Genomic DNA, 18283 nt, shown 5'->3' on the forward strand with positions numbered 1-18283 from the left:
TTGCCCGACGAACCGAAGAATATTGCCCCGGACATCGAAGAGGAGTCCCCGGAGAAGAAGTCGCGCCGCAAGCTCATCGTCATCGCTGTGGTGACGCTGCTCGCGATTGGCGCCGCACTCTTCTACTGGCACTCGACCTTTACCGAGGACACAGACGACGCGCAGGTGGATGGCGACCTCTACCAGGTCAGCTCCCGCATCGCCGGACAAGTGATTAAGGTCTACGTGGAAGACAATCAGGAGGTCAAGGCGGGCGATGTTCTGGCCGAGATCGACCCCAAGGACTTTCAGGTCGCGCTCGAGCAGGCCCAGGCTAACCTCGCCAGCGCCGAGGCCGCTGCGATCCAGGCCAATGTGAATGTGCCGATCACCAGCATCACTTCGAGCACCAGCATCAGCACCACCAGCTCCGACGTGCAGGGTGCACAGTCTGCCGTCGCTCAATCGCAGAAGCAGGTGGCCGCAGCTGAGGCGCGCGTCGCCCAGGCTAAGGCGAACGCCATCAAGTCCGACCTCGACGTCGAGCGCTACAAGCCGCTGGTTGAGAAGGACGTCATCTCCAAGCAGCAGTTTGATGCTGCGGTAGCTGCCGCTGCGGCCAATCGGGCCTCCGTTCTCGAAGCCGAGGCCACGCTGATTGCGCAGCAGGAGGCCGTCCGACAGGCCCAGCAGAAGCTCGCGCAGTCTCGTTCCACCGCCGTCGAAGCCACGAAGAACGGGCCCAGCCAGGTGAAGGCCCAGGAGGCTAAAGCGCAGGCCGCTCTGGCGGACGTCAAGCAGGCGCAGGCGAAGGTCGATCAGGCGAAGCTGAACCTCAGCTATACCAAGATCTCGGCCCCGACCACGGGCATCGTCAATAAGAAAAACGTGCAGGTGGGTGCCAACCTTTCGGTCGGCCAGGATCTGCTGACGATCATTCCGGTCACCGATCTGTGGGTCACGGCCAACTTCAAGGAGACGCAGCTTGAAAAGATGCGGCCCGGCCAGAAGGTCGTCGTCGAGGTCGACGCTCTCGGCGGACGCAAGTTCCAGGGTGAGGTCAAGCAGATCGGCGGAGCTACCGGCTCCCGGCTCTCGCTCTTCCCCCCGGAGAACGCCACCGGAAACTATGTGAAGGTGGTTCAGCGCATTCCGGTGCGCATCAACTTCACCAATCTCGACCAGGACAACAGCGACCATCAGCTGCGTCCCGGCTTCTCGGTCACGCCGATCGTCTCAGTGAAGTAGCTGTCTCAACTCATGCAGCCCGGCTGCCCAACGGCCCCGGGCTGTGTATCTTTAAGGTACGAGGACGCATCCAATCCCGGTGACCACTTACAGTTGATGGAACCGTCTTTATGCCGATCGCGCTCCAATTTTTCGTTCACTATGCCTACCTGATCCTCTTCCTCTGGGTCCTGGTGGAGCAGATCGGTATTCCGATCCCGAGCCTGCCTGTTCTGCTGACCGCCGGAACGCTGAGCGCGACCCACCGGATTCACCACCTTCCGGCATTGATCGCAGTGCTTGCTGCCTGTGCCATCGCAGACTCGATGTGGTTCGCCCTGGGCCGCAAGTACGGCAACAGCGTCCTCAAGCTGCTCTGCCGGCTCTCCTTCGAGGCCTCCACCTGCGTCTCGAAGACCGAGGGCTACTTCACCCGCCGCGGGCCGGCGACCCTGTTGTTCTCGAAGTTCATCCCCGGGCTCAGTACGGTGGCTCCACCCATCGCCGGACAGATCGGGATGCCGTATGCGCGCTTCTTTCTCTGGGATCTCGCCGGCTCTTTGATCTGGGCCGAGACGTTCCTCCTCGCCGGACGCTTCTTCGGCGACATCGCGCAGAAGAGCGCGCCGTTCTTCCACTGGCTCGGCCACTTCGCCTTCGCTATCTTCATCCTGATGGTGCTGGGCCTGATGGCCTACCGCATCTTCAAGCAGCGCAAGTTCCTCCAGCAGGTGCGGGAGCTCAGGCTCGAGCCTCAGGAGCTGAAGGAGATGATGGACCTGGCCGAAAAGATGGGCAACACGCCGCCGTTCATCGTCGACCTGCGCCATCCGCTGGACTATCTTCCCGATCCTCGCGTGCTTCCCGGTGCTCTGCGCATCGGTCCCAACGAGATTCGGCAGCACAGCGAGATCATCCCTCGCGATCGCGACGTGGTGCTCTACTGCACCTGCCCCAGCGAGGAGACCAGCGCGAAGCTCGCGCTGCAGCTCCACAAGGTGGGCGTCTACCGCGTGCGGCCCCTGCGCGGAGGCTTCGACGGCTGGAAGAACGCCGGCTATCCGCTGATGGACTACGTCACGGACGCGCCTACGACGGCGGTGCTGACGACCGAGATCGCGGCGGCTCCGGAGTCGAAGCCGGCCCTTCCGCTCCTCTAATCCTGAATCACGCTCCCAAGCGGAAGTTGACCGTAATCGTCGTCTGGACCTCTGTCGGCTCGCCGTTCAGCCGGAAGGGCTGGTAGCGCGCCGCGCGAATCGCGTCGAGGGCTGCGCCGCGCAGCATCTCCGGCCCGCTGACGACGTGCAGGCTCTCGATCGTTCCGGTCTTCGAGATGATCGCCTCGACCACAACCGTGCCGGAGATTCTCGCAGCCTTCGCGATCGCTGGATAGACCGGCCGGATGGGCGAGAGCAGCATTCCCGTCGAGACACCCTCCGAGACTGGTATCGGCCTCACCGGTCTGGCCGCAGCCACCGTCACGTTCGTGTCGCTGCCAACTCCGTTGCGCAGGGCGTCCGGGAAGCCCGTCGCCCGTCCCATGCCAATGATCGTGCCAATCACGGGCGGCTCCTCTACCGCGGGCCCCGGATGGGTGATGAGAATGGTCGTGATGGGGCGCGCAGCGCTCGGCAGATCGGCGATCGAAGGTCCCTGCGAGGCGGCAGGTTCGGGCCGCGTCTGCGGAATGGGAGGCCTCGGTGGTGGAGGCGTGAACACAAGCGGCGTGCTGGCGTGGAAGGTGAGCCGCTCAGGGTGCAGCAGCGGAAGAACGATGAGCGCTGCTGCCGCCGCAAGCTGCAATGCAGTCGATCCTGCCATCGTCCATCGTGTTGTGGGGGAGAGATGCGCGACCCGCGACTCAACAAGGCTGTCCTCAAACATATGCCACCTCCGAACCGTTCCGATTCAGGGGCGCATCTGCGAGGAATGCGTCCGTTACAGCGTTAGACCCCTACGGTGGCTAAATTGTTCCCGCAGAAAAGACTGCACAACAGAGCGCCGCTTGAGCGATGATGAATCACCATGGCTGAACGGTCTTCAACTCTCGTCGCTCCTGGCGCTGCTGCCACCACGGTCAAGGCGCCGTCCTCACGCGTTCTTTCGGTCGACGTGCTGCGCGGCATCACGATCGCCTTCATGATCCTCGTTAACGATCCCGGCGACTGGTCGCACGTCTATACACAGCTCGAGCACGCGGCGTGGAATGGCTGCACCCTCACCGATCTTGTCTTCCCGACCTTCCTCTTCGTCGTCGGCATCTCGATCATCCTGTCGCTCTACACTCGTTTGCAGCGCGGAGCCAGCCGGCGTGAGCTCGCCATCCACACCGTCCGCCGCGCGGCGACCATCTTCTTCGTCGCGATGCTCATCAACCTGATTCCGTACTTCCGCTTCACGCACCTGCGCATCTACGGCGTGCTCACGCGGATCGCGGTCTGCTATCTCATCGCCGGACTCATCTGCCTGGTCACACAGCGCGCGCGCGCGCTGCTGGCGATCACGGCGGCGCTGCTGGTCAGCTACTGGCTGCTGATGCGCTTCGTTCCGGTCCCGGGCTTCGGCGTCCCCACGCACGAGATTCCCCTGCTCGACCCGGACCGCAACTTCGCCGCATGGATGGATCGCGGCATCAACGACTTTCTGCAGCGAACCATTCACACCGGGCGACTGTATGAAGGGACGCGCGACCCCGAGGGGCTTCTCAGCACCATTCCCGCTATCGGCACAACGCTGCTGGGCGCGGTGGCGGGTCTCTGGCTTCGAAAGGCGGACGGCAAGCCTCCTTTGATGACGCGGGCGCAGTGTGCGATGGGCCTTCTGCTCTCCGGCTTGCTCGGCATGGCCTCGGGCCTGCTGTGGAACCTCTGGTTCCCGCTCAACAAGAACCTCTGGACCAGCTCGTACGTGCTCTTCGCCGCCGGCTGCGCTCTGGTTGGCCTTGCGACGTGCTACTGGCTCATCGACATCCGCCGATTCCACGAGACAAAGGTCGGCGGCTGGCTCACCTGGCCGTGGCTGGTCTTCGGCTCGAACGCAATTGTGGCCTATTCGGTCGCGGCGCTATTCGTGAAGACCCTCTTCCTCATCCACACCTCGAGCCTCGGGCCTACCGGCAAGCCGCTCAACGGCTGGGGCTGGATCTACTGGCACATCTTCGCGAGCAACGGCTCCACGAACATGACCTCGGCGGCCTTCGCGTTCGCCTTTGTGCTCGTGTGTTTCATCCCGAACTGGATTCTCTGGCGTAAGCGAATCTTTGTGAAGCTCTGATCGCTTTGAGTGCTTCGTCCGTATGCGGAGTGCGCTTCCACCTTCGCGAGCCGTTACCATAGATCACGGGCTGCAGCATACTGCGGCAGGAGAGGGAATTGGCCTACGACGATCTTCGCGACTGGATCAATGAGCTGCACAAGGCAGGAGAGCTGAAGCGCATCACCGTCGAGGTCGATCCCATCCTCGAGATGGCCGAGATCGCCGACCGCACCGCGAAGCTCAGCCGCGGCACAGCAAAAGCAGGTGGCCCGGCGCTCCTGTTTGAGAACGTCAAAGGCCACGCCGGCGCGCGCGTCCTGATGAACCAGTTCGGCAGCGAGCGCCGCATGAGGCTCGCGCTCGAGGCCGACTCGCTCGATGCCATCGCCGACCGCATCCGCACGTTGCTCAAGCCCGAGACTCCGACCAGCCTCATCGACAAGCTGAAGCTGCTGCCGAAGCTCGCCGAAGTGGGCAGCTTCTTCCCGAAGGTGATTGCCGCAAAGGACGCCCCGTGCAAGCAGGTTATCCTTCGCGGCAGCGACGTCGATCTGAACCGGCTGCCCATCCTCAAGACCTGGCCGCACGACGGTGGGCGCTTCATCACGCTGCCTTGCGTCATCACGCGCGATCCAAAGTCAGGCAAACGCAACGTCGGCATGTACCGCATGCAGGTCTACGACGGCCAGACGACCGGCATGCACTGGCAGCGCCAGAAGGTCGCAGCAGAACACATGCGCGACCGCCTGCGCGCGGCTTCGGTCGATCCCAGCGCGGCGATCGACCTGATGGCCCTGACCGCCGGAGGCACCACGGCGGCCCAGTCGCTCGAGACAATCTCGCAGGTCACGCTCGGCAAGATTCGCAACGAGCGCATGGAGGTCGCGGTTGCAATCGGCACCGACCCCGCCACCACCTTCAGCGCGATTGTCCCGGCGCCGCCTGACGTCGAGGAATACCTTATCTCCGGCTTCCTTCGCCAGAAACCGCTCGAGCTCGTCAAAGCCGAGACCATCGATCTCGAGGTGCCGGCGAACGCCGAGTACATCCTCGAGGGATACGTTGAGTTGGGCGAGCTGCGCACCGAAGGACCCTTCGGCGACCACACCGGCTTCTACACCATGCAGGACGACTACCCGGTCTTCCACGTCACCTGCATTACACACCGCCGCGATCCCGTCTACGCCGCGACCATCGTCGGCAAGCCTCCGATGGAGGACGCATGGATGGGCAAAGCAGTCGAGCGCATCTTCCTGCCGCTGATGCAGCTCACGCTGCCGGAGATTCGCGACGTGAACCTGCCTCCCGAGGGCGTCTTCCACAACCTGATGATCGTGTCGATCCGCAAGTCCTATGCTGGCCACGCGCGCAAGGTGATGAACGGGATCTGGGCGATGGGGCAGGCGATGTTTACCAAGTGCATCATCGTCGTCGATGAGGACTGCGACGTGCAGGATCTCGCCGAGGTGGTGCTGCGGACGACGAACAACATCGACCCCGAGCGCGACATTCAGTTCACCATGGGTCCCATTGACACGCTCGACCACGCCAGCCGTCTCCCGAACTACGGCAGCAAGATGGGGATCGACGCGACGCGAAAGTGGCCGGCGGAGGGTTTCAATCGCCCGTGGCCGCAGATGCTCGCCATGGACGCGGCGGTAAAGTCGCGGGTCGATGCGATCTGGAAGAAGATGGGTATCGACGCGTGATGTACGTTCCTTGCACGTCATCTTGCAGTGGCTCTTTGCCGTCAGCATAATCAGGTACTCTAGAGCTGGCGGGTACAGACCTGCTCCTTCGCACAACTTGCGGCTGGCCTTTGATGAGGGCAAGCCAAGACACTGTCCTCTATCCGTGAGACAAAGGGGCTTCGATGGCACTGTGGCGCAGATGGAGAACGCGGCTGATGCTCATCTTCGCCGTGCTCGGTCCGGGCTTCATCACCGCCAACGTGGACAACGATTCCGGCGGCATTCTTACCTACTCGCAGGCAGGCGCGCAGTACGGCTACCAGCTGCTGTGGACGATGATTCCCATCACGCTCGCGCTGATCGTCGTTCAGGAGATGTGCGCCCGCATGGGCGTCGTGACAGGCAAGGGCCTCAGCGATCTGATCCGCGAGGAGTTCGGCCTGCGCATCACGTTCTTCGTCATGATCCTGCTGGTCATCGTGAACTTCGGCAATGTGATGGCCGAGTTCTCGGGAATCGCCGGCTCCATGCAGTTGTTCCACGTCAGCAAGTACATCAGCGTGCCGGTCTGCGCGTTCATCGTCTGGATCCTTGTCGTCAAGGGCGACTACAAGAGCGTCGAGAAGGTCTTCCTTCTCGCGAGCACCGTCTACATCTCGTACATCTTCGCCGGTGTGCTCAGCGAGCCCAACTGGCATCTCGCGCTGGCGGAGACGGTCAAGATTCCCAGCCGCGCGGTCTGGAGCGACAGAAACTACGTCTACATGGTCATCGGCGTCATCGGAACCACGATCGCACCATGGATGCAGTTCTATCTGCAGTCCTCCATCGTCGAGAAGGGCATCGAGGTGCGGCAGTACCGCAACACGCGTCTCGATGTCATCGTGGGCTCTATCTTTACGGACGTCGTCGCCTGGTTCATCATCGTGGCCTGCGCGGCTACGCTGTACACGCACGGTCTGCGCAACATCGGCGAGGCCGCCGACGCTGCCGAAGCCATGAAGCCGCTCGCAGGCCAGTACGCCTTCATCCTCTTCGCCGCGGGGCTCTTCAATGCTTCGATCTTCGCCGCGTCCATTCTTCCGCTCTCCACGGCATACACGGTCTGTGAGGGACTCGGATTCGAGAGCGGGCTGGACAAGGGCTTCAAGGACGCGCGCTTCTTCTATTGGTTCTACACGCTGCTGCTGGCGCTTGGCGCCGCCGCTGTGCTGATTCCGAACTTTCCGCTGGTCAAGGTCATCATCGGATCGCAGGTGCTCAACGGCGTGCTGCTTCCCGTGGTGCTGATCTTCATGCTGCGGCTGATCAACCGGCACGAGCTGATGGGAAAATACACCAACTCACGATGGTTCAACATCATTGCATGGGGCACAGCGATCGTGGTCATCTGCCTGTCGCTGATGCTGATGTGGAACACGATCCATGGCTGAAAGAATGGCTCCGGTTAGAGCAGCTTGCCTTCGGAGAGATCACGGATCAGGCCGAGGTCGGCGGCCAGGAAGTCGAACTCCGTGAGGCGTTCGAGCGGCGACCAGCGCACGTCGTTGAAGATGCGATTCTCGATCGTGCTGGTAAACTCGCGCACTATGAAGAACTGCAGGTCGATGGTTCCGCCGTTGCGGTACTTGTGGCGGATGCGGGCGACGCTCTTGCCGATGGTGGCGATGATTCCCAGCTCTTCGTCCAGCTCGCGGCGCAGGGCCTCCTCGGCGCTCTCTCCGGGTTCGATCTTGCCGCCGGGAAACTCCCACTTGAGGCTCATGGGTTGATCGGCCTTGCGCTGGCAGATCAGCACCTCGGTTCCCGACCCCGTGCTGCGGAGGATGAGCGCCGCGACCACAAATCTGACCGGCCTTGGGGCGGGTGCTTCGATATGTCCTCTCAGCTTGCGAATGGGCTCCCTCACCTGACCAGTTTAGACGCCGTTCCGCAGTTGTGTGGCCTCGACTGAGGATCAGGCGGGCGTGACTGAGGCAGGATAGTAAACAGGCCAGCTCTGCTGCGTGCTGCGCTCGAGCAGGGCAGGCGTCGGGTTCACCGCGAAGGCGCGGCGGCCGATGGCGAGCATCGCGGCGTCGTGGATGGAGTTTCCGAAGACAGCGTCGGGCGACGTGACTCCCACGCGGTTGAGCGAGGCGACCTTGCCTTCGTCAGTCGGCACATCGGCGAGGAGGTCGGTTACGATGCCGTTCTTCGCCTCGACGCGCGCGGCGAGGACGCGAGCGACCGGGATGCCGAAGCGGCGGACGCCCTCTTCGATGACCCAGACGTTGGTGGAGCTGACGGCCCAGATGTCGGTGCCGTTCGCACGGAGGTTGGCGATGAGTTCCAGCATCTCGGGGAAGATGTGGCGTTCAATCTTCTGCGCGAAGAAGTTGCGGGCGGCGCGGCGCAGCTCGTCGTCGCGGAGGCCCTGGTAGAGCTGGACCATCTCGCCGCAGATGGCGAGTTCGGAGACCTCGTTGCGGTTGTAGGCGCGATAGCGAGCGTCGATCCAGTCGGCGGCCTCGCGGGAGATGAGGCCGGTTTCGATGGACCAGGTCATGAAGCCGGAGCCGGCGTCACCGGACCAGAGGGTTCCGTCGCAGTCGAAGACGGCGATCTTTGGATTGAGGGAGTGGACGGCGGCGTGGAACTGTTCGGTGGTGAGGGGTCGGGTGGTGAGGGTCTCGGTCACTGGTGTTCTACATTTCTGCGCGGTCTGCAGTCACGCGCTATGTTGAATCGAGTCAATCGTTCGCTCTCTATCTTACTCCTGTGCCGGTTCGGCGAATGGGCAGAATCCCGGTGGGTACCCCAGTACCAAAGGTATGCAAAGTATTCGAAAGAGATACTTTAGCAGGGTACTTCTGTTTTCCGGTCTGCCCGTCCGGCCCCTTCGCTGCTCCATGGGCCCGTCTGCCGCTCAGGCCTGTCTGCCGCTCAATTGTCCTACTTAAAGTTTACGAAATGCAGGCTAATTAATCGGCACATCCTGGGAAGATGGCCTGTGCTTGTAAGTTGTTGGTAAACGGTTGGTTAATCGGCGCGTGGGAGAGATCGCCGCGCCGGAGGGGCTTGACAGCGTTTTCCACAGGCTAGATGGGGGGAAGGGCGTCCACGACGGCGATGCCTTTGGGCGGGGTGAAGGTGAAGTCGGAGTCGCGGGTGGGGACGTTCTCCTCGACCTGGGTGAAGGCGAACTCGGTGGTGGCGCCGTCGAGCTCTTCGAGCCGCATGTGCTGGATGGCTCCGGCGGGGGTGACGTCGAGAGTGAGGGTCTTGATACGCTGCTCCATGCCGACGGGCACGCCGGCGATGTGGATGCCGTGCGAGTCCTGGGTGACGGTGAGGCTGCCGAGCTCCTTCTTGAGCTGGGTGCGGCCGAGGAGGAAGCGCAGGGGGCTGCGGAGGTCGTCGAGCTGCCTGGCGGGGACGCGCTGCACCTGGTCGTCGCCGGGGGTATAGAACCAGGCGTATTTGCCGTCGAGGACGAAGAGCTTTCCGGCGGGCTGGTCGTAGCTCCAGCGCATGCGGCCGGGCTTCTTGAGCAGGAGGGTTCCGGACTCGGTGCGGTCAAGCCCCATGCCGGCGTAGTGCTCGGTGTAGCGGGCGCGGAGGGAGGAGAGGCGGTTGTAGTGGTCGTCGACCTTGCGGAGGAGCGTGTCGGCGTCCTGGGCGTGGGCGAGGGTGGGGAAGAGGAGAGCTGCGAGCAGGAGTGTGAGACCGCGCATCATGTCTGGATCAATGGTAGTTGGATAGCGGGCCGGGACAAAATGCAGGTCCCTTCGACAAGCTCATGGCAGGCTCTTCGACTCCGTTGGGCTTCGTTCAGGATGACAAACAATTTGGGTTTGGATGACAATTTGCCGGAGGGTAGATAGCGCTTCGCGCGATTGCCCGCTCATGTGATGAAGCTGCAGGAATGGGCATATGGCGACCATCACTCAACACAAGCCGCCTTGCACTAAGACTTCACGTTACTAATCCGCAGCTCGGTGAGTGGTTCGGTTATTTATGGCTAGCCGCTGGCGCATCCGTTTCGGGTTGCACTTCGAGCCTACACTGTCCGCAACTCGATCATTATTTGGTAGATAAGGCGAAGCACGATGTCTTTCCCGGATGGAGGGAACATGATCAGGACTTTCGTGAAACAGCTTTTGTCAACAGTGTTATCTTTCCTACTCGTCTTCCCCGCTGTGCCATTGGAAGCTCAAGATCAGCAGTCGGCGCCAGCGGGATCCGCCGGATATGCCGGACAAGGCGCGCCCCTGTCTGCGGACGAGCTGCAACAGCTGGTGGCTCCGATTGCGCTGTACCCTGACGCCCTCGTCGCCCAGGTTCTTGGAGCCGCGACCTTTCCGGACCAGATTACCGCCGCCAGCAGTTGGCTGCAGCAGAACAAGAGCCTCACCGGCACAGCTCTCATGCAGGCCGTTGATAAGCAACCGTGGGATCCCAGCGTGAAGGCGCTGACACAGTTTCCGTCCGTTCTCGACAACCTGGCGAAGAACCTCAGCTGGACCTCCTCGTTAGGGGAGGCGTACCACACGCAGGCCACCGAAGTGATGGCGGCGGTGCAGACGTTGCGCGCCAAAGCAAAGGCTGCCGGCAATCTGAAATCAGGCTCACAGATCACCGTGGTGGAGCAATCGCCGCAGGTGATCGTGATTCAGCCAACCAATCCGCAGGTGGTGTACGTCCCGCAGTACAACCCCACGGTTGTCTACGGCGCTCCGGTTACGACGCCGGGCTACAGCACAGCAGATGTGGTGGCGACCAGCATCCTCGCGTTCGGAGTTGGTATCGCCGTAGGAGCCGCGATAAACAATAGCTGTTGCGGGTGGGGTTACAGCTACTGGAACTGCAATTGGCACGGCGGCGCAGTCGTCTACCGGAGCAACGTCTACTACGGAAACTCCGCATGGCACGGCGGCTACTATGGTTCCAGCGCGACCGCTTACGGTCCTTACGGTGCCGCACGGGTTGGCAACGCCTATAATCCGTCGACCGGAACCTACGCTCGTGGCGCAGAAACCGCGACTCCTTATGGCACCCAAAGAGCGGGTCAGGCATACAACCCAAACACGGGAGCGTATGCTGCGACGCATCAAGCGTCCAACGCCTATGGCAACTACGGAAGCTCGGTTGTCTCAAAGGATGGCAACACCGCATACACCCAGCATCAAACGACTGCGCGAGGGTCCGAGGCGTCGGTACAGACTTCAGCGGGCGGCAACGCTGCTGCGGCGACCGGCGCGTACGGCAACAGCGCAGCCGCGGCTAAGACCGCCAGTGGCAACAAGTATGCGGCGGTAAACGGGAATGTCTACAAGAACACCGGAGGCGGTTGGAACCAAACCCAGGGTTCCTCCGCTCGAGGCTATGGAGCGCAACAGGGATTTAGCGGATCGGCCTTTGGCGGAGACGGTTGGCAAGCCCGGCAGTCGAGTGCACGTGGTTGGGCGAGCCGCGGTGGTGGTGGCGGCTGGGGAGGTCGCCGTCGGTGAAGCCAACGGTCCTGTTGTAGACGAAGTCAACGTTAGTGGGCAGTGTCGGTAAAGAGGTTGGAGACGAAATCTTGGAGGATGGAATGTCGCTCAACCACCGCAGAGTTGCGTTTACGATTCGGTTGCTGCTTCTGGCGATCGTCCTTCCACTTGCTGCTTGCAAAAAATCCGAGACGCCGGAGAAACCTTCGATCAGCGTCTTTGCCTCCCCCGACAACGCGGGCAACGCGCTGCTCGCGGCGGAAAGGTCAGGCGATCAAAACGCGCTGCTGGCACTCTTCGGTCCGGATTCGAAGCAGGTCATCTACTCCGGCGATGCCGTGGAGGACAAGAATGCCGCCGACGCATTCGTGGCTCGGTATGGAGTGATGCACCGCTGGCGCAAGCTGCCGGATGATTCGCTGGGCCTGCTTGTTGGAGCTGACAACTTCCCCTTCCCGATTCCGCTGAAGAAGAATAACGACGGGAAGTGGTTCTTCGATACGGCTGCGGGCAGGGAGGAGGTTCTGAACCGCCGTATCGGCGGCAATGAGCTGGCAATCATCGAGGTCTGTAGAGCGGTGGCGGACGCACAAGGGGAGTACTTCTCGCGACCTCGCGATGGCGAAAAGACGAAACAATTCGCGGTGAAGTTCCTCAGCGATCCGGGCAGGCAGAACGGCTTGTACTGGAAGTCGGCGGAAGGGCAGCCAGCGAGCCCGCTCGGCCCGCTGGCTGCGAACGCATCCGCCGAAGGATATCGCGCAAACCCCGAGGGAAGCCACACTACATTCCACGGCTACAACTTCCGCATGCTGACTGGCCAAACCGATAAGGCGCCGGGCGGCGCGAAGGACTACGTGGTCAACGGGAAGATGACAGGCGGATTCGCCTTCGTCGCCTATCCGGCGGAACACGGCAACTCAGGGGTGATGACCTTCATGATCAACCAGGATGGCGTGTTGCTCCAGAAGGACCTGGGGAAGAACACGACAGAAATCGCAGCCGCGATGACCCGGTTCGATCCCGATCCCGGCTGGACTATCGTAGCGCAATGAACGGGTTTTCCGACCCCGTCAGTGATGCTGCTGCTACGCATACTGAAGCTAACCCGAGCCGTCTTTCCGGTGAGCCCAGCAATGTCCGTGCTGGTTTGAAGTACAGCGTGATCGGCGTTTTAGAGGATCAGTAGCTGCTAGACGCTCTTGTGTAGAGCGAATGCCGCTCGGGACTCAGTGCTCGCAGCTATTGAATCGGCTGGGTGCAGTTGGTTCCGCCGGCGGGGTCGAAGGTGATGCGGTTGTTCTCGTCGGAGCAGAAGCCGCGGTCGCCGGATTTGCCGACGGAAGCGGGGACGGCGGTCACCTCGTAGGAGGTGTACATGTCCTGGTTGTTGACCGTCACCTTGTTGCAGTTGGTGATGGCGAAGGTGTAGCCGGCCTTGTTGCCCGTGGCGAGGTCCGGCGTGACGAGCTGCGCGGCCTGTGCCGAGGGGGCTCCGGACTTGGGATCGCCGCCGAGCTGCGCCAGCGAGCAGGCGAAGCCGTTGCCCGGGTACATGGAGTTGTACTGGAGCTCGGCCTGCACGATGGTGCGGACCGACTGGATGGCCGAGGTCTCGTGCGCCTGCTTGGTGAGCTTGAGCATCTGCGGGACGGCAAGGGTCATGAGGATGAGCATGACCGACATGACGATGAGGAGCTCGATGAGGGTGAAGCCTTCTTCGTTCGTGCGGGTCTGCTGCTTGCGGTGCTGCTCGAGTTCTGCTGCGATCATCGTGTTTCTCTTTGGCCTCTCGTCCCTTGGGTTGAACCTGACAATTCAAGACTGTATCAGCAGGCGAGGTCTCCGCGCTCGACGTTCATCTCGCCGAGGTTACCCAAAAGTGTCAGGGCCATGGCCTCGGGGCGGAAGAGCGCGTTGGCCAGCCGCTCGACGTCCTCGGGTGTGACGGCCTCGATCTCGCGGGTGATCTCCTCGACGCCGAAGAAGCGACCGAAGTACATCTGCTGGCGGGCGAGGTTGGCCATGCGCGAGGACGAGCTCTCGAGGCCGAGGACGATGTTGCTCTTCAGCTGGTCCTTGGCGCGCTTGAGCTCAGAGTCGGAGACCATCTGCTGCTTGAGACGGGTGAGCTCCTGCATGGTGAGCCGGATGGTCTCTTGGATCTTGTCGACGGCGACGCCGGCGTAGATGCAGAGCGAGCCGGTGTCGCGGAAGGGGCTCATCTCGGAGAAGATGGAGTAGGCCAGGCCGCGGTCCTCGCGGATGGTCTGGAAGAGGCGCGAGCTCATGCCTCCGCCGAGGATGCTATTGAGCAGGTAGATGGCGTAGCGGTCGGGGTGGGCGACGTGCGGCGCAGAGACTCCGAGGACGAGCTGCACCTGCTCGAGCGACTTCTTGCGACGCAGCGTGATGTGCGGGCGTGCGGCGGGGGGCGGGGCGGGGAAGGGGGTACTTACGCTGGGAGCGAGTTGGCCGAAGTGCTGCTCGACCTGGTCGACGAAGCTTTCGTGATCGAGATTGCCGGCGGCGGAGAAGACGATGTTGCGCGGGGTGAACTGCTCGCGGTAGAAGTCGAAGACGATCTGCTGGTTGAAGCTGGAGACGGTCTTCTTCGTCCCGAGGATGGGCCGACCAAGGGCATCGCCTTTCCAGAAGTTCTGGGTGAAGACCTCGTTGACGAGGTAGTCGGGGTTATCCTCGTCCATCTTGATCTCCTCGAGGATGACGCCTTTCTCGCGCTCGATCTCGTCGGGGGTGAAGGTGGGGTGGAGGACGAGGTCGGTGAGGACGTCAAGGGCCGGGGTGATGTGCTCGTCGAGGACCTTGATGTTGAAGCAGACGCTCTCCTTGCCGGTGAAGGCGTCGAGATTGCCGCCGATGGTGTCGACCTCGCGGGCGATCTGGCGGGCGGAGCGCGTGGTGGTTCCCTTGAAGACCATGTGCTCGACGAAGTGGGAGATGCCGTTGATGGCGGGTATCTCGTCGCGCGAGCCGGCGTTGATCCAGGCGCCCATGGAGACGGAGCGGTGATGCGAGATCCTCTCCGTGAGGACGACGAGGCCGTTGGTAAGGGTGGTCTTGCGGATGCTGCGGGGCGTACGGAGGGCGACGCCGATATCTTCGACTACGTTCGTGGCTGCCATAGGGATATTGTTTCATAGCTGTGTGAATGGGCGTAAACTATAGAAAGATAAGGGTTGTGGTTTAAGGTTTGATGTCTATCTCGAAGAAAAATCAAGTGGTTGACGGTTCCGTGGAGGATTCACAGAAGGCGCTTTTCGGCATGCTGCCGGAGGAGCTGAAGGAGCTGGTGGCGGAGCTGGGGGAGAAGGGCTACCGGGCCACGCAGATCACTGAAGCGCTGTATCGTCAGCGAGTTACGGATATTGGGGCGATGACGGCGCTGTCGGCGGCGCTTCGGGAGGAGCTTGCGCTGCGGGGGATCGCGGTGGGGATGCCGGAGATCGTCCAGACGGCGAAGTCGGTCGACGGGACGGAGCGGTACCTGATGCGGATGGGCGATGGCGAGACCGTCGAGACGGTTTGGATGCCGGACGGCGATGGCGGTGAGCGTGGGGATGGAAGCGAGGCTTCAGCCGAGGAGGAGCAGGCCGAGGGGCTGGAGGGGAACGTCTCGGAGTTTGCGCCACGGCGTGATCTTCGCAACGTCGGCGCGCTGGAGCAGAGCGGCTACAGTCGGGCGACGATCTGCATCTCGAGCCAGGTGGGGTGCGCGGTGAACTGCCAGTTCTGCCTGACGGCGAAGCTGGGGATCAAGCGCAATCTGACGGGCGGGGAGATCGCCGGGCAGGTGGCGGCGGTGCTGAACCGGCATGGGGTGAAGATCGGCAAGGACCGGATCAACCTGGTCTTCATGGGGATGGGCGAGCCGTTCCTGAACTACGACGAGTTCATCCGCAGCGTAGAGATTCTGGTGAAGCACATCGGTATTCCGGAGTCGCGGATGACGGTCTCGACGAGTGGGATCGAGCCGGCGATCAGAAAATTTGCGCAAGAGCCACTCAGGCCGAAGCTGGCGCTGAGCCTGAATGCCTCGAACGACGTGGTTCGCGAGCAGGTGATGCCGATCACGAGGAAGTGGAAGATCGGGCAGCTCCTCGACGCAGTGAGGACGCTGCCGCTGGGCAAGCGCGAGTGGGTGACCTTCGAGTACGTTCTGCTGGGCGGGGTGAACGACCAGCCGGAGCACGCGCGCGAGGTCCTGGACCTGCTGCGAGGGATGAAGGCGAAGGTGAACCTGATCGTGTGGAATCCGGGGCCGGGAATCGACTACACGCAGCCGAAGCCGGAGGACGTGGCGGTCTTCCAGAAGATGCTGATCGAGGGCGGGATGCCTGCGTATATCCGGCGGCCAAGGGGCCGGGATATCTATGCGGCCTGCGGGCAGCTCAAGCGGACGGTGAGCGAGGAGCAGGGGCAGCTGGTGACGATCGGATGAAGAAGCCTCTTGGTGTTGTATTCGTGTTTGTCTGCGAAATGATACTGAGTCTCGCCACTGGTCTTTTGGGGTTGATGTACATTGTCTACGGCTTCTACGGTCTGCTTCACTACGACTGGTCACGCTGTGTCAGTTCCGTTGGAGTAGCGTCCGTTCTGTTAATGATCGCCGCCGCGTGCTACTTCACCAGTTCTGCATTTCTGGATGGATTGCGCTGGGCCTGGAAGGCTTCTCTTGGGATTGGATTGATGGCTGGGGTATTCGCCATGTATTGCATTTACACCTCTGTTGCTTCTCAGACTGAGGGTATTTTCCGAGAAGGATGGGGCGATGGAATTGGAATTCTTATCCTTATCCCGGTCTTGTTGGGATGGGCCGTTTTACTGCTTCCATCCACTCGCAGGTTCTTCCAAGGGCGCGATGCGAGCAATGCTAAGTAATCAATTGCAGACGCTGTTCTAATTTCACTTTGACCTCAGGCCACTCCTCTCGAGTGATCGAGTACCAGAGGGTGTGGCGGAGTGTGCCGTCGGGCATGACGTAGTGGTTGCGGAAGGTGCCTTCGTACTGGGCGCCTAGTTTTTTGATGGCGGCCTGCGATTGCAGGTTCTCGTGATGGGTCTTGAAGGCGACGCGGTTGAGGTTGAGGGTCTCAAAGGCGTAGGCGAGTTGGAGGAGCTTGGCCTCCGGGTTGACTCCCGCTGCGTGGAGCGTGGGTGTGAGCCATGTGTGGCCGATCTCGACGGTGCGGTGGTGGAGGTCGAGGTCGAGGAAGCGCGTTGAGCCGACGACGCGTGCTTCTTCCGAGCCGTTCTGCGCCTTCAGAATCGTGACCCAGGGCAGGTGGCCGTTGCTGCGCGCGGCGAGGGCGGCTTCGACCCATGCTTCAAGTTCTTCGCGGTTGGTGACGCGCGTGAGCATGTAGCGCCAGATGCGCGTGTCGTAGGCGACCTCTTCGAGCGCGGGCAGGTGAGCGCGGGACAGGGGCTCAAGGCGGACGCGTGGGCCTTCGAGAACAGGGGTCTCGGGGAGTGTCATGCGTCTTTTGGAGACTGTCGGCCAAAGCAGAGTTGGAGCAAGGCATCGGCGACGCGGTCGTGGTCGTGGCGAAGGACCTCACCCTCGTGGAGAAAGTTGCCGGTGATGGGCTCGACGCCGAGTGCGCGGATGCAGTCGAGGTCGTTGATGATGGGTTCCTGACCTTCGCGCGCGTACTGGGCGAGCGTCGCGGGCCGGATGGGCTGGGTGTTGATGAGCGCGTAGTCGAAGAGCTTATGACCGCGCGAATGGCAGAGGATCTTTTCGAGGTGCTGCGAGGCGGTGAGTCCGATGGACTCATTGGCCTGGGTCATCAGATTGCAGATGAAGACGCGGCAGGCGCGCGAAGCGGCGATGGCCTCGGGGATTCCGCGGACGAGCAGGTTGGTGATGAGCGAGGTGTAGAGCGAGCCGGGGCCGAGGGTGATGAGGTCGGCGTGGGCGATGGCCTCGAGGGTCTCGGGAAGGGGATCGACCTCGGCGGGGTCGAGCTTCAGCTCGATGATGGTCTTCTTGCTGCGGGTGATGCTGGTCTCGCCAAGGACGGTCGAGCCGTCGTCCATCTGTGCGACGAGCGTGACGTTCGCTGTCGTGGCGGGAAAGATGCGTCCGCGTGCGGCGAGGATCTGCGACGAGGTCTGGACGGCCTGGGCGAAGTCGCCGGTGACGTGCGAGAGGGCGGCGAGGAAGAGATTGCCGAAGCTGTGGCCCTGGAGCTCGCCCTGGTCGAAGCGGTACTTGAAGAGCCTGGCGAGAAGGTGCTCGTCCTCCGACAGCGCGACCATGCAGTTGCGGATGTCGCCGGGAGGGAGGATGTTGAGGTCGTCGCGCAGGCGTCCGGAGGAGCCGCCGTCGTCGGTGACCGTGACCACCGCAGCGAGCTCGCCGATGGGATGCTGGGGCGACGGAGCGGCATCGGCAGGAGTGCGCGCGCCCCGGCGGCGGTCCTGCACGGGGACGTACTGCTTCAGGCCGCGCAGCAGCGTCGAGAGGCCGGTGCCTCCGCCGATGGCGACGACCCGGAGGGGGCGTTCCGTCGATCCCTTGGCTTCAGGTGAGGGCGAAACCGGCTCTTCCACGGGCAACTCGTTTGAGTTCAACAGCAACACGCATACCTCTTCAATCTGGACGCTCTTATCCATGGTACTTGGATG

17 protein-coding genes are annotated in these 18283 nt (G+C 62.2%); 9 read left to right on the forward strand and 8 right to left on the reverse strand.

Annotation, left to right across the window (positions count from 1 at the left end; genetic code table 11):
* Together Q363_RS33665 and Q363_RS33670 are read left to right on the forward strand one after the other, a co-directional pair.
* Positions 1-1227: an HlyD family secretion protein gene (locus Q363_RS33665; protein WP_051979710.1), complete on the forward strand. Its 1227-nt coding sequence runs from the start codon at positions 1-3 to the stop codon at positions 1225-1227.
* 110 nt (positions 1228-1337) lie between these two features.
* On the forward strand, positions 1338-2366 hold the full coding sequence (locus tag Q363_RS33670; RefSeq protein ID WP_035359276.1) for a VTT domain-containing protein: 1029 nt from the start codon (positions 1338-1340) through the stop codon (positions 2364-2366).
* 7 nt (positions 2367-2373) lie between these two features.
* Here Q363_RS33670 and Q363_RS33675 read toward each other — a convergent pair whose 3' ends face one another.
* Positions 2374-3093 (reverse strand): energy transducer TonB, encoded by a 720-nt coding sequence (locus Q363_RS33675; RefSeq protein ID WP_035359279.1) that lies wholly within the window; start codon positions 3091-3093, stop codon positions 2374-2376.
* 141 nt (positions 3094-3234) lie between these two features.
* On the opposite strand from Q363_RS33675, the gene Q363_RS33680 reads away from it, so the two are divergent.
* The 3 genes from Q363_RS33680 (at position 3235) to Q363_RS33690 (ending at position 7588) form a co-directional block, all read left to right on the forward strand.
* The gene (locus Q363_RS33680; protein WP_035359281.1) at positions 3235-4482 is read left to right on the forward strand and encodes an acyltransferase family protein; all 1248 of its coding nucleotides are present in this window, start codon (positions 3235-3237) and stop codon (positions 4480-4482) included.
* Positions 4483-4580: 98 nt separating this feature from the next.
* On the forward strand, positions 4581-6173 hold the full coding sequence (locus Q363_RS33685) for a UbiD family decarboxylase (RefSeq protein ID WP_035359282.1): 1593 nt from the start codon (positions 4581-4583) through the stop codon (positions 6171-6173).
* Between the two features lie 164 nt (positions 6174-6337).
* Positions 6338-7588, forward strand: a complete 1251-nt coding sequence (locus tag Q363_RS33690) for an Nramp family divalent metal transporter (protein ID WP_035359284.1) — start codon at positions 6338-6340, stop codon at positions 7586-7588.
* A 14-nt stretch (positions 7589-7602) separates the two neighbouring features.
* Here Q363_RS33690 and Q363_RS33695 read toward each other — a convergent pair whose 3' ends face one another.
* The 3 genes from Q363_RS33695 to Q363_RS33705 all read right to left on the reverse strand — a co-directional run bounded on the left by Q363_RS33695 (position 7603) and on the right by Q363_RS33705 (position 9874).
* Positions 7603-8064, reverse strand: a complete 462-nt coding sequence (locus tag Q363_RS33695) for a (deoxy)nucleoside triphosphate pyrophosphohydrolase (protein WP_035359285.1) — start codon at positions 8062-8064, stop codon at positions 7603-7605.
* A 48-nt stretch (positions 8065-8112) separates the two neighbouring features.
* Complete coding sequence (locus tag Q363_RS33700) at positions 8113-8835, reverse strand: HAD family hydrolase (protein WP_035359287.1); 723 nt, start codon at positions 8833-8835, stop codon at positions 8113-8115.
* 400 nt (positions 8836-9235) lie between these two features.
* On the reverse strand, positions 9236-9874 hold the full coding sequence (locus tag Q363_RS33705) for a LolA family protein (protein ID WP_245632651.1): 639 nt from the start codon (positions 9872-9874) through the stop codon (positions 9236-9238).
* A gap of 396 nt (positions 9875-10270) precedes the next feature.
* Between Q363_RS33705 and Q363_RS33710 the strand changes: the two genes are divergently transcribed.
* Positions 10271-11647, forward strand: a complete 1377-nt coding sequence (locus Q363_RS33710; RefSeq protein WP_035359288.1) for a DUF3300 domain-containing protein — start codon at positions 10271-10273, stop codon at positions 11645-11647.
* 83 nt (positions 11648-11730) lie between these two features.
* The gene (locus Q363_RS33715) at positions 11731-12684 is read left to right on the forward strand and encodes a DUF2950 domain-containing protein (RefSeq protein WP_035359290.1); all 954 of its coding nucleotides are present in this window, start codon (positions 11731-11733) and stop codon (positions 12682-12684) included.
* Positions 12685-12871: 187 nt separating this feature from the next.
* On the opposite strand, the gene Q363_RS33720 is transcribed toward Q363_RS33715, so the two are convergent.
* Together Q363_RS33720 and Q363_RS33725 are read right to left on the reverse strand one after the other, a co-directional pair.
* Positions 12872-13402 carry a type IV pilin protein gene (locus Q363_RS33720; RefSeq protein ID WP_051979711.1) on the reverse strand — a complete coding sequence of 177 codons (531 nt, stop codon included), beginning with the start codon at positions 13400-13402 and terminating at the stop codon, positions 12872-12874.
* A 56-nt stretch (positions 13403-13458) separates the two neighbouring features.
* Entirely contained in the window at positions 13459-14775 is a 1317-nt protein-coding gene (locus tag Q363_RS33725) for a M16 family metallopeptidase (RefSeq protein WP_035359292.1), read from the reverse strand.
* 95 nt (positions 14776-14870) lie between these two features.
* Between Q363_RS33725 and rlmN the strand changes: the two genes are divergently transcribed.
* Positions 14871-16091, forward strand: coding sequence for a dual-specificity RNA methyltransferase RlmN (rlmN, locus tag Q363_RS33730; protein ID WP_425387830.1), 1221 nt, complete (start codon positions 14871-14873; stop codon positions 16089-16091).
* Complete coding sequence (locus Q363_RS33735; RefSeq protein ID WP_035359295.1) at positions 16088-16531, forward strand: hypothetical protein; 444 nt, start codon at positions 16088-16090, stop codon at positions 16529-16531. Before rlmN ends, Q363_RS33735 begins: the two co-directional genes overlap by 4 nt.
* On the opposite strand, the gene Q363_RS33740 is transcribed toward Q363_RS33735, so the two are convergent.
* Positions 16524-17129: a GNAT family N-acetyltransferase gene (locus tag Q363_RS33740; RefSeq protein ID WP_035359297.1), complete on the reverse strand. Its 606-nt coding sequence runs from the start codon at positions 17127-17129 to the stop codon at positions 16524-16526. The two genes, Q363_RS33735 and Q363_RS33740, sit on opposite strands and share 8 nt — an antisense overlap.
* Entirely contained in the window at positions 17126-18271 is a 1146-nt protein-coding gene (locus Q363_RS33745) for a gluconeogenesis factor YvcK family protein (protein ID WP_084081022.1), read from the reverse strand. The genes Q363_RS33740 and Q363_RS33745 overlap by 4 nt, the downstream gene beginning before the upstream one ends.
* Positions 18272-18283 lie beyond the last annotated feature (12 nt).

This window comes from Edaphobacter aggregans DSM 19364 (genome assembly GCF_000745965.1).
In the GTDB taxonomy this organism is placed as follows: domain Bacteria; phylum Acidobacteriota; class Terriglobia; order Terriglobales; family Acidobacteriaceae; genus Edaphobacter; species Edaphobacter aggregans.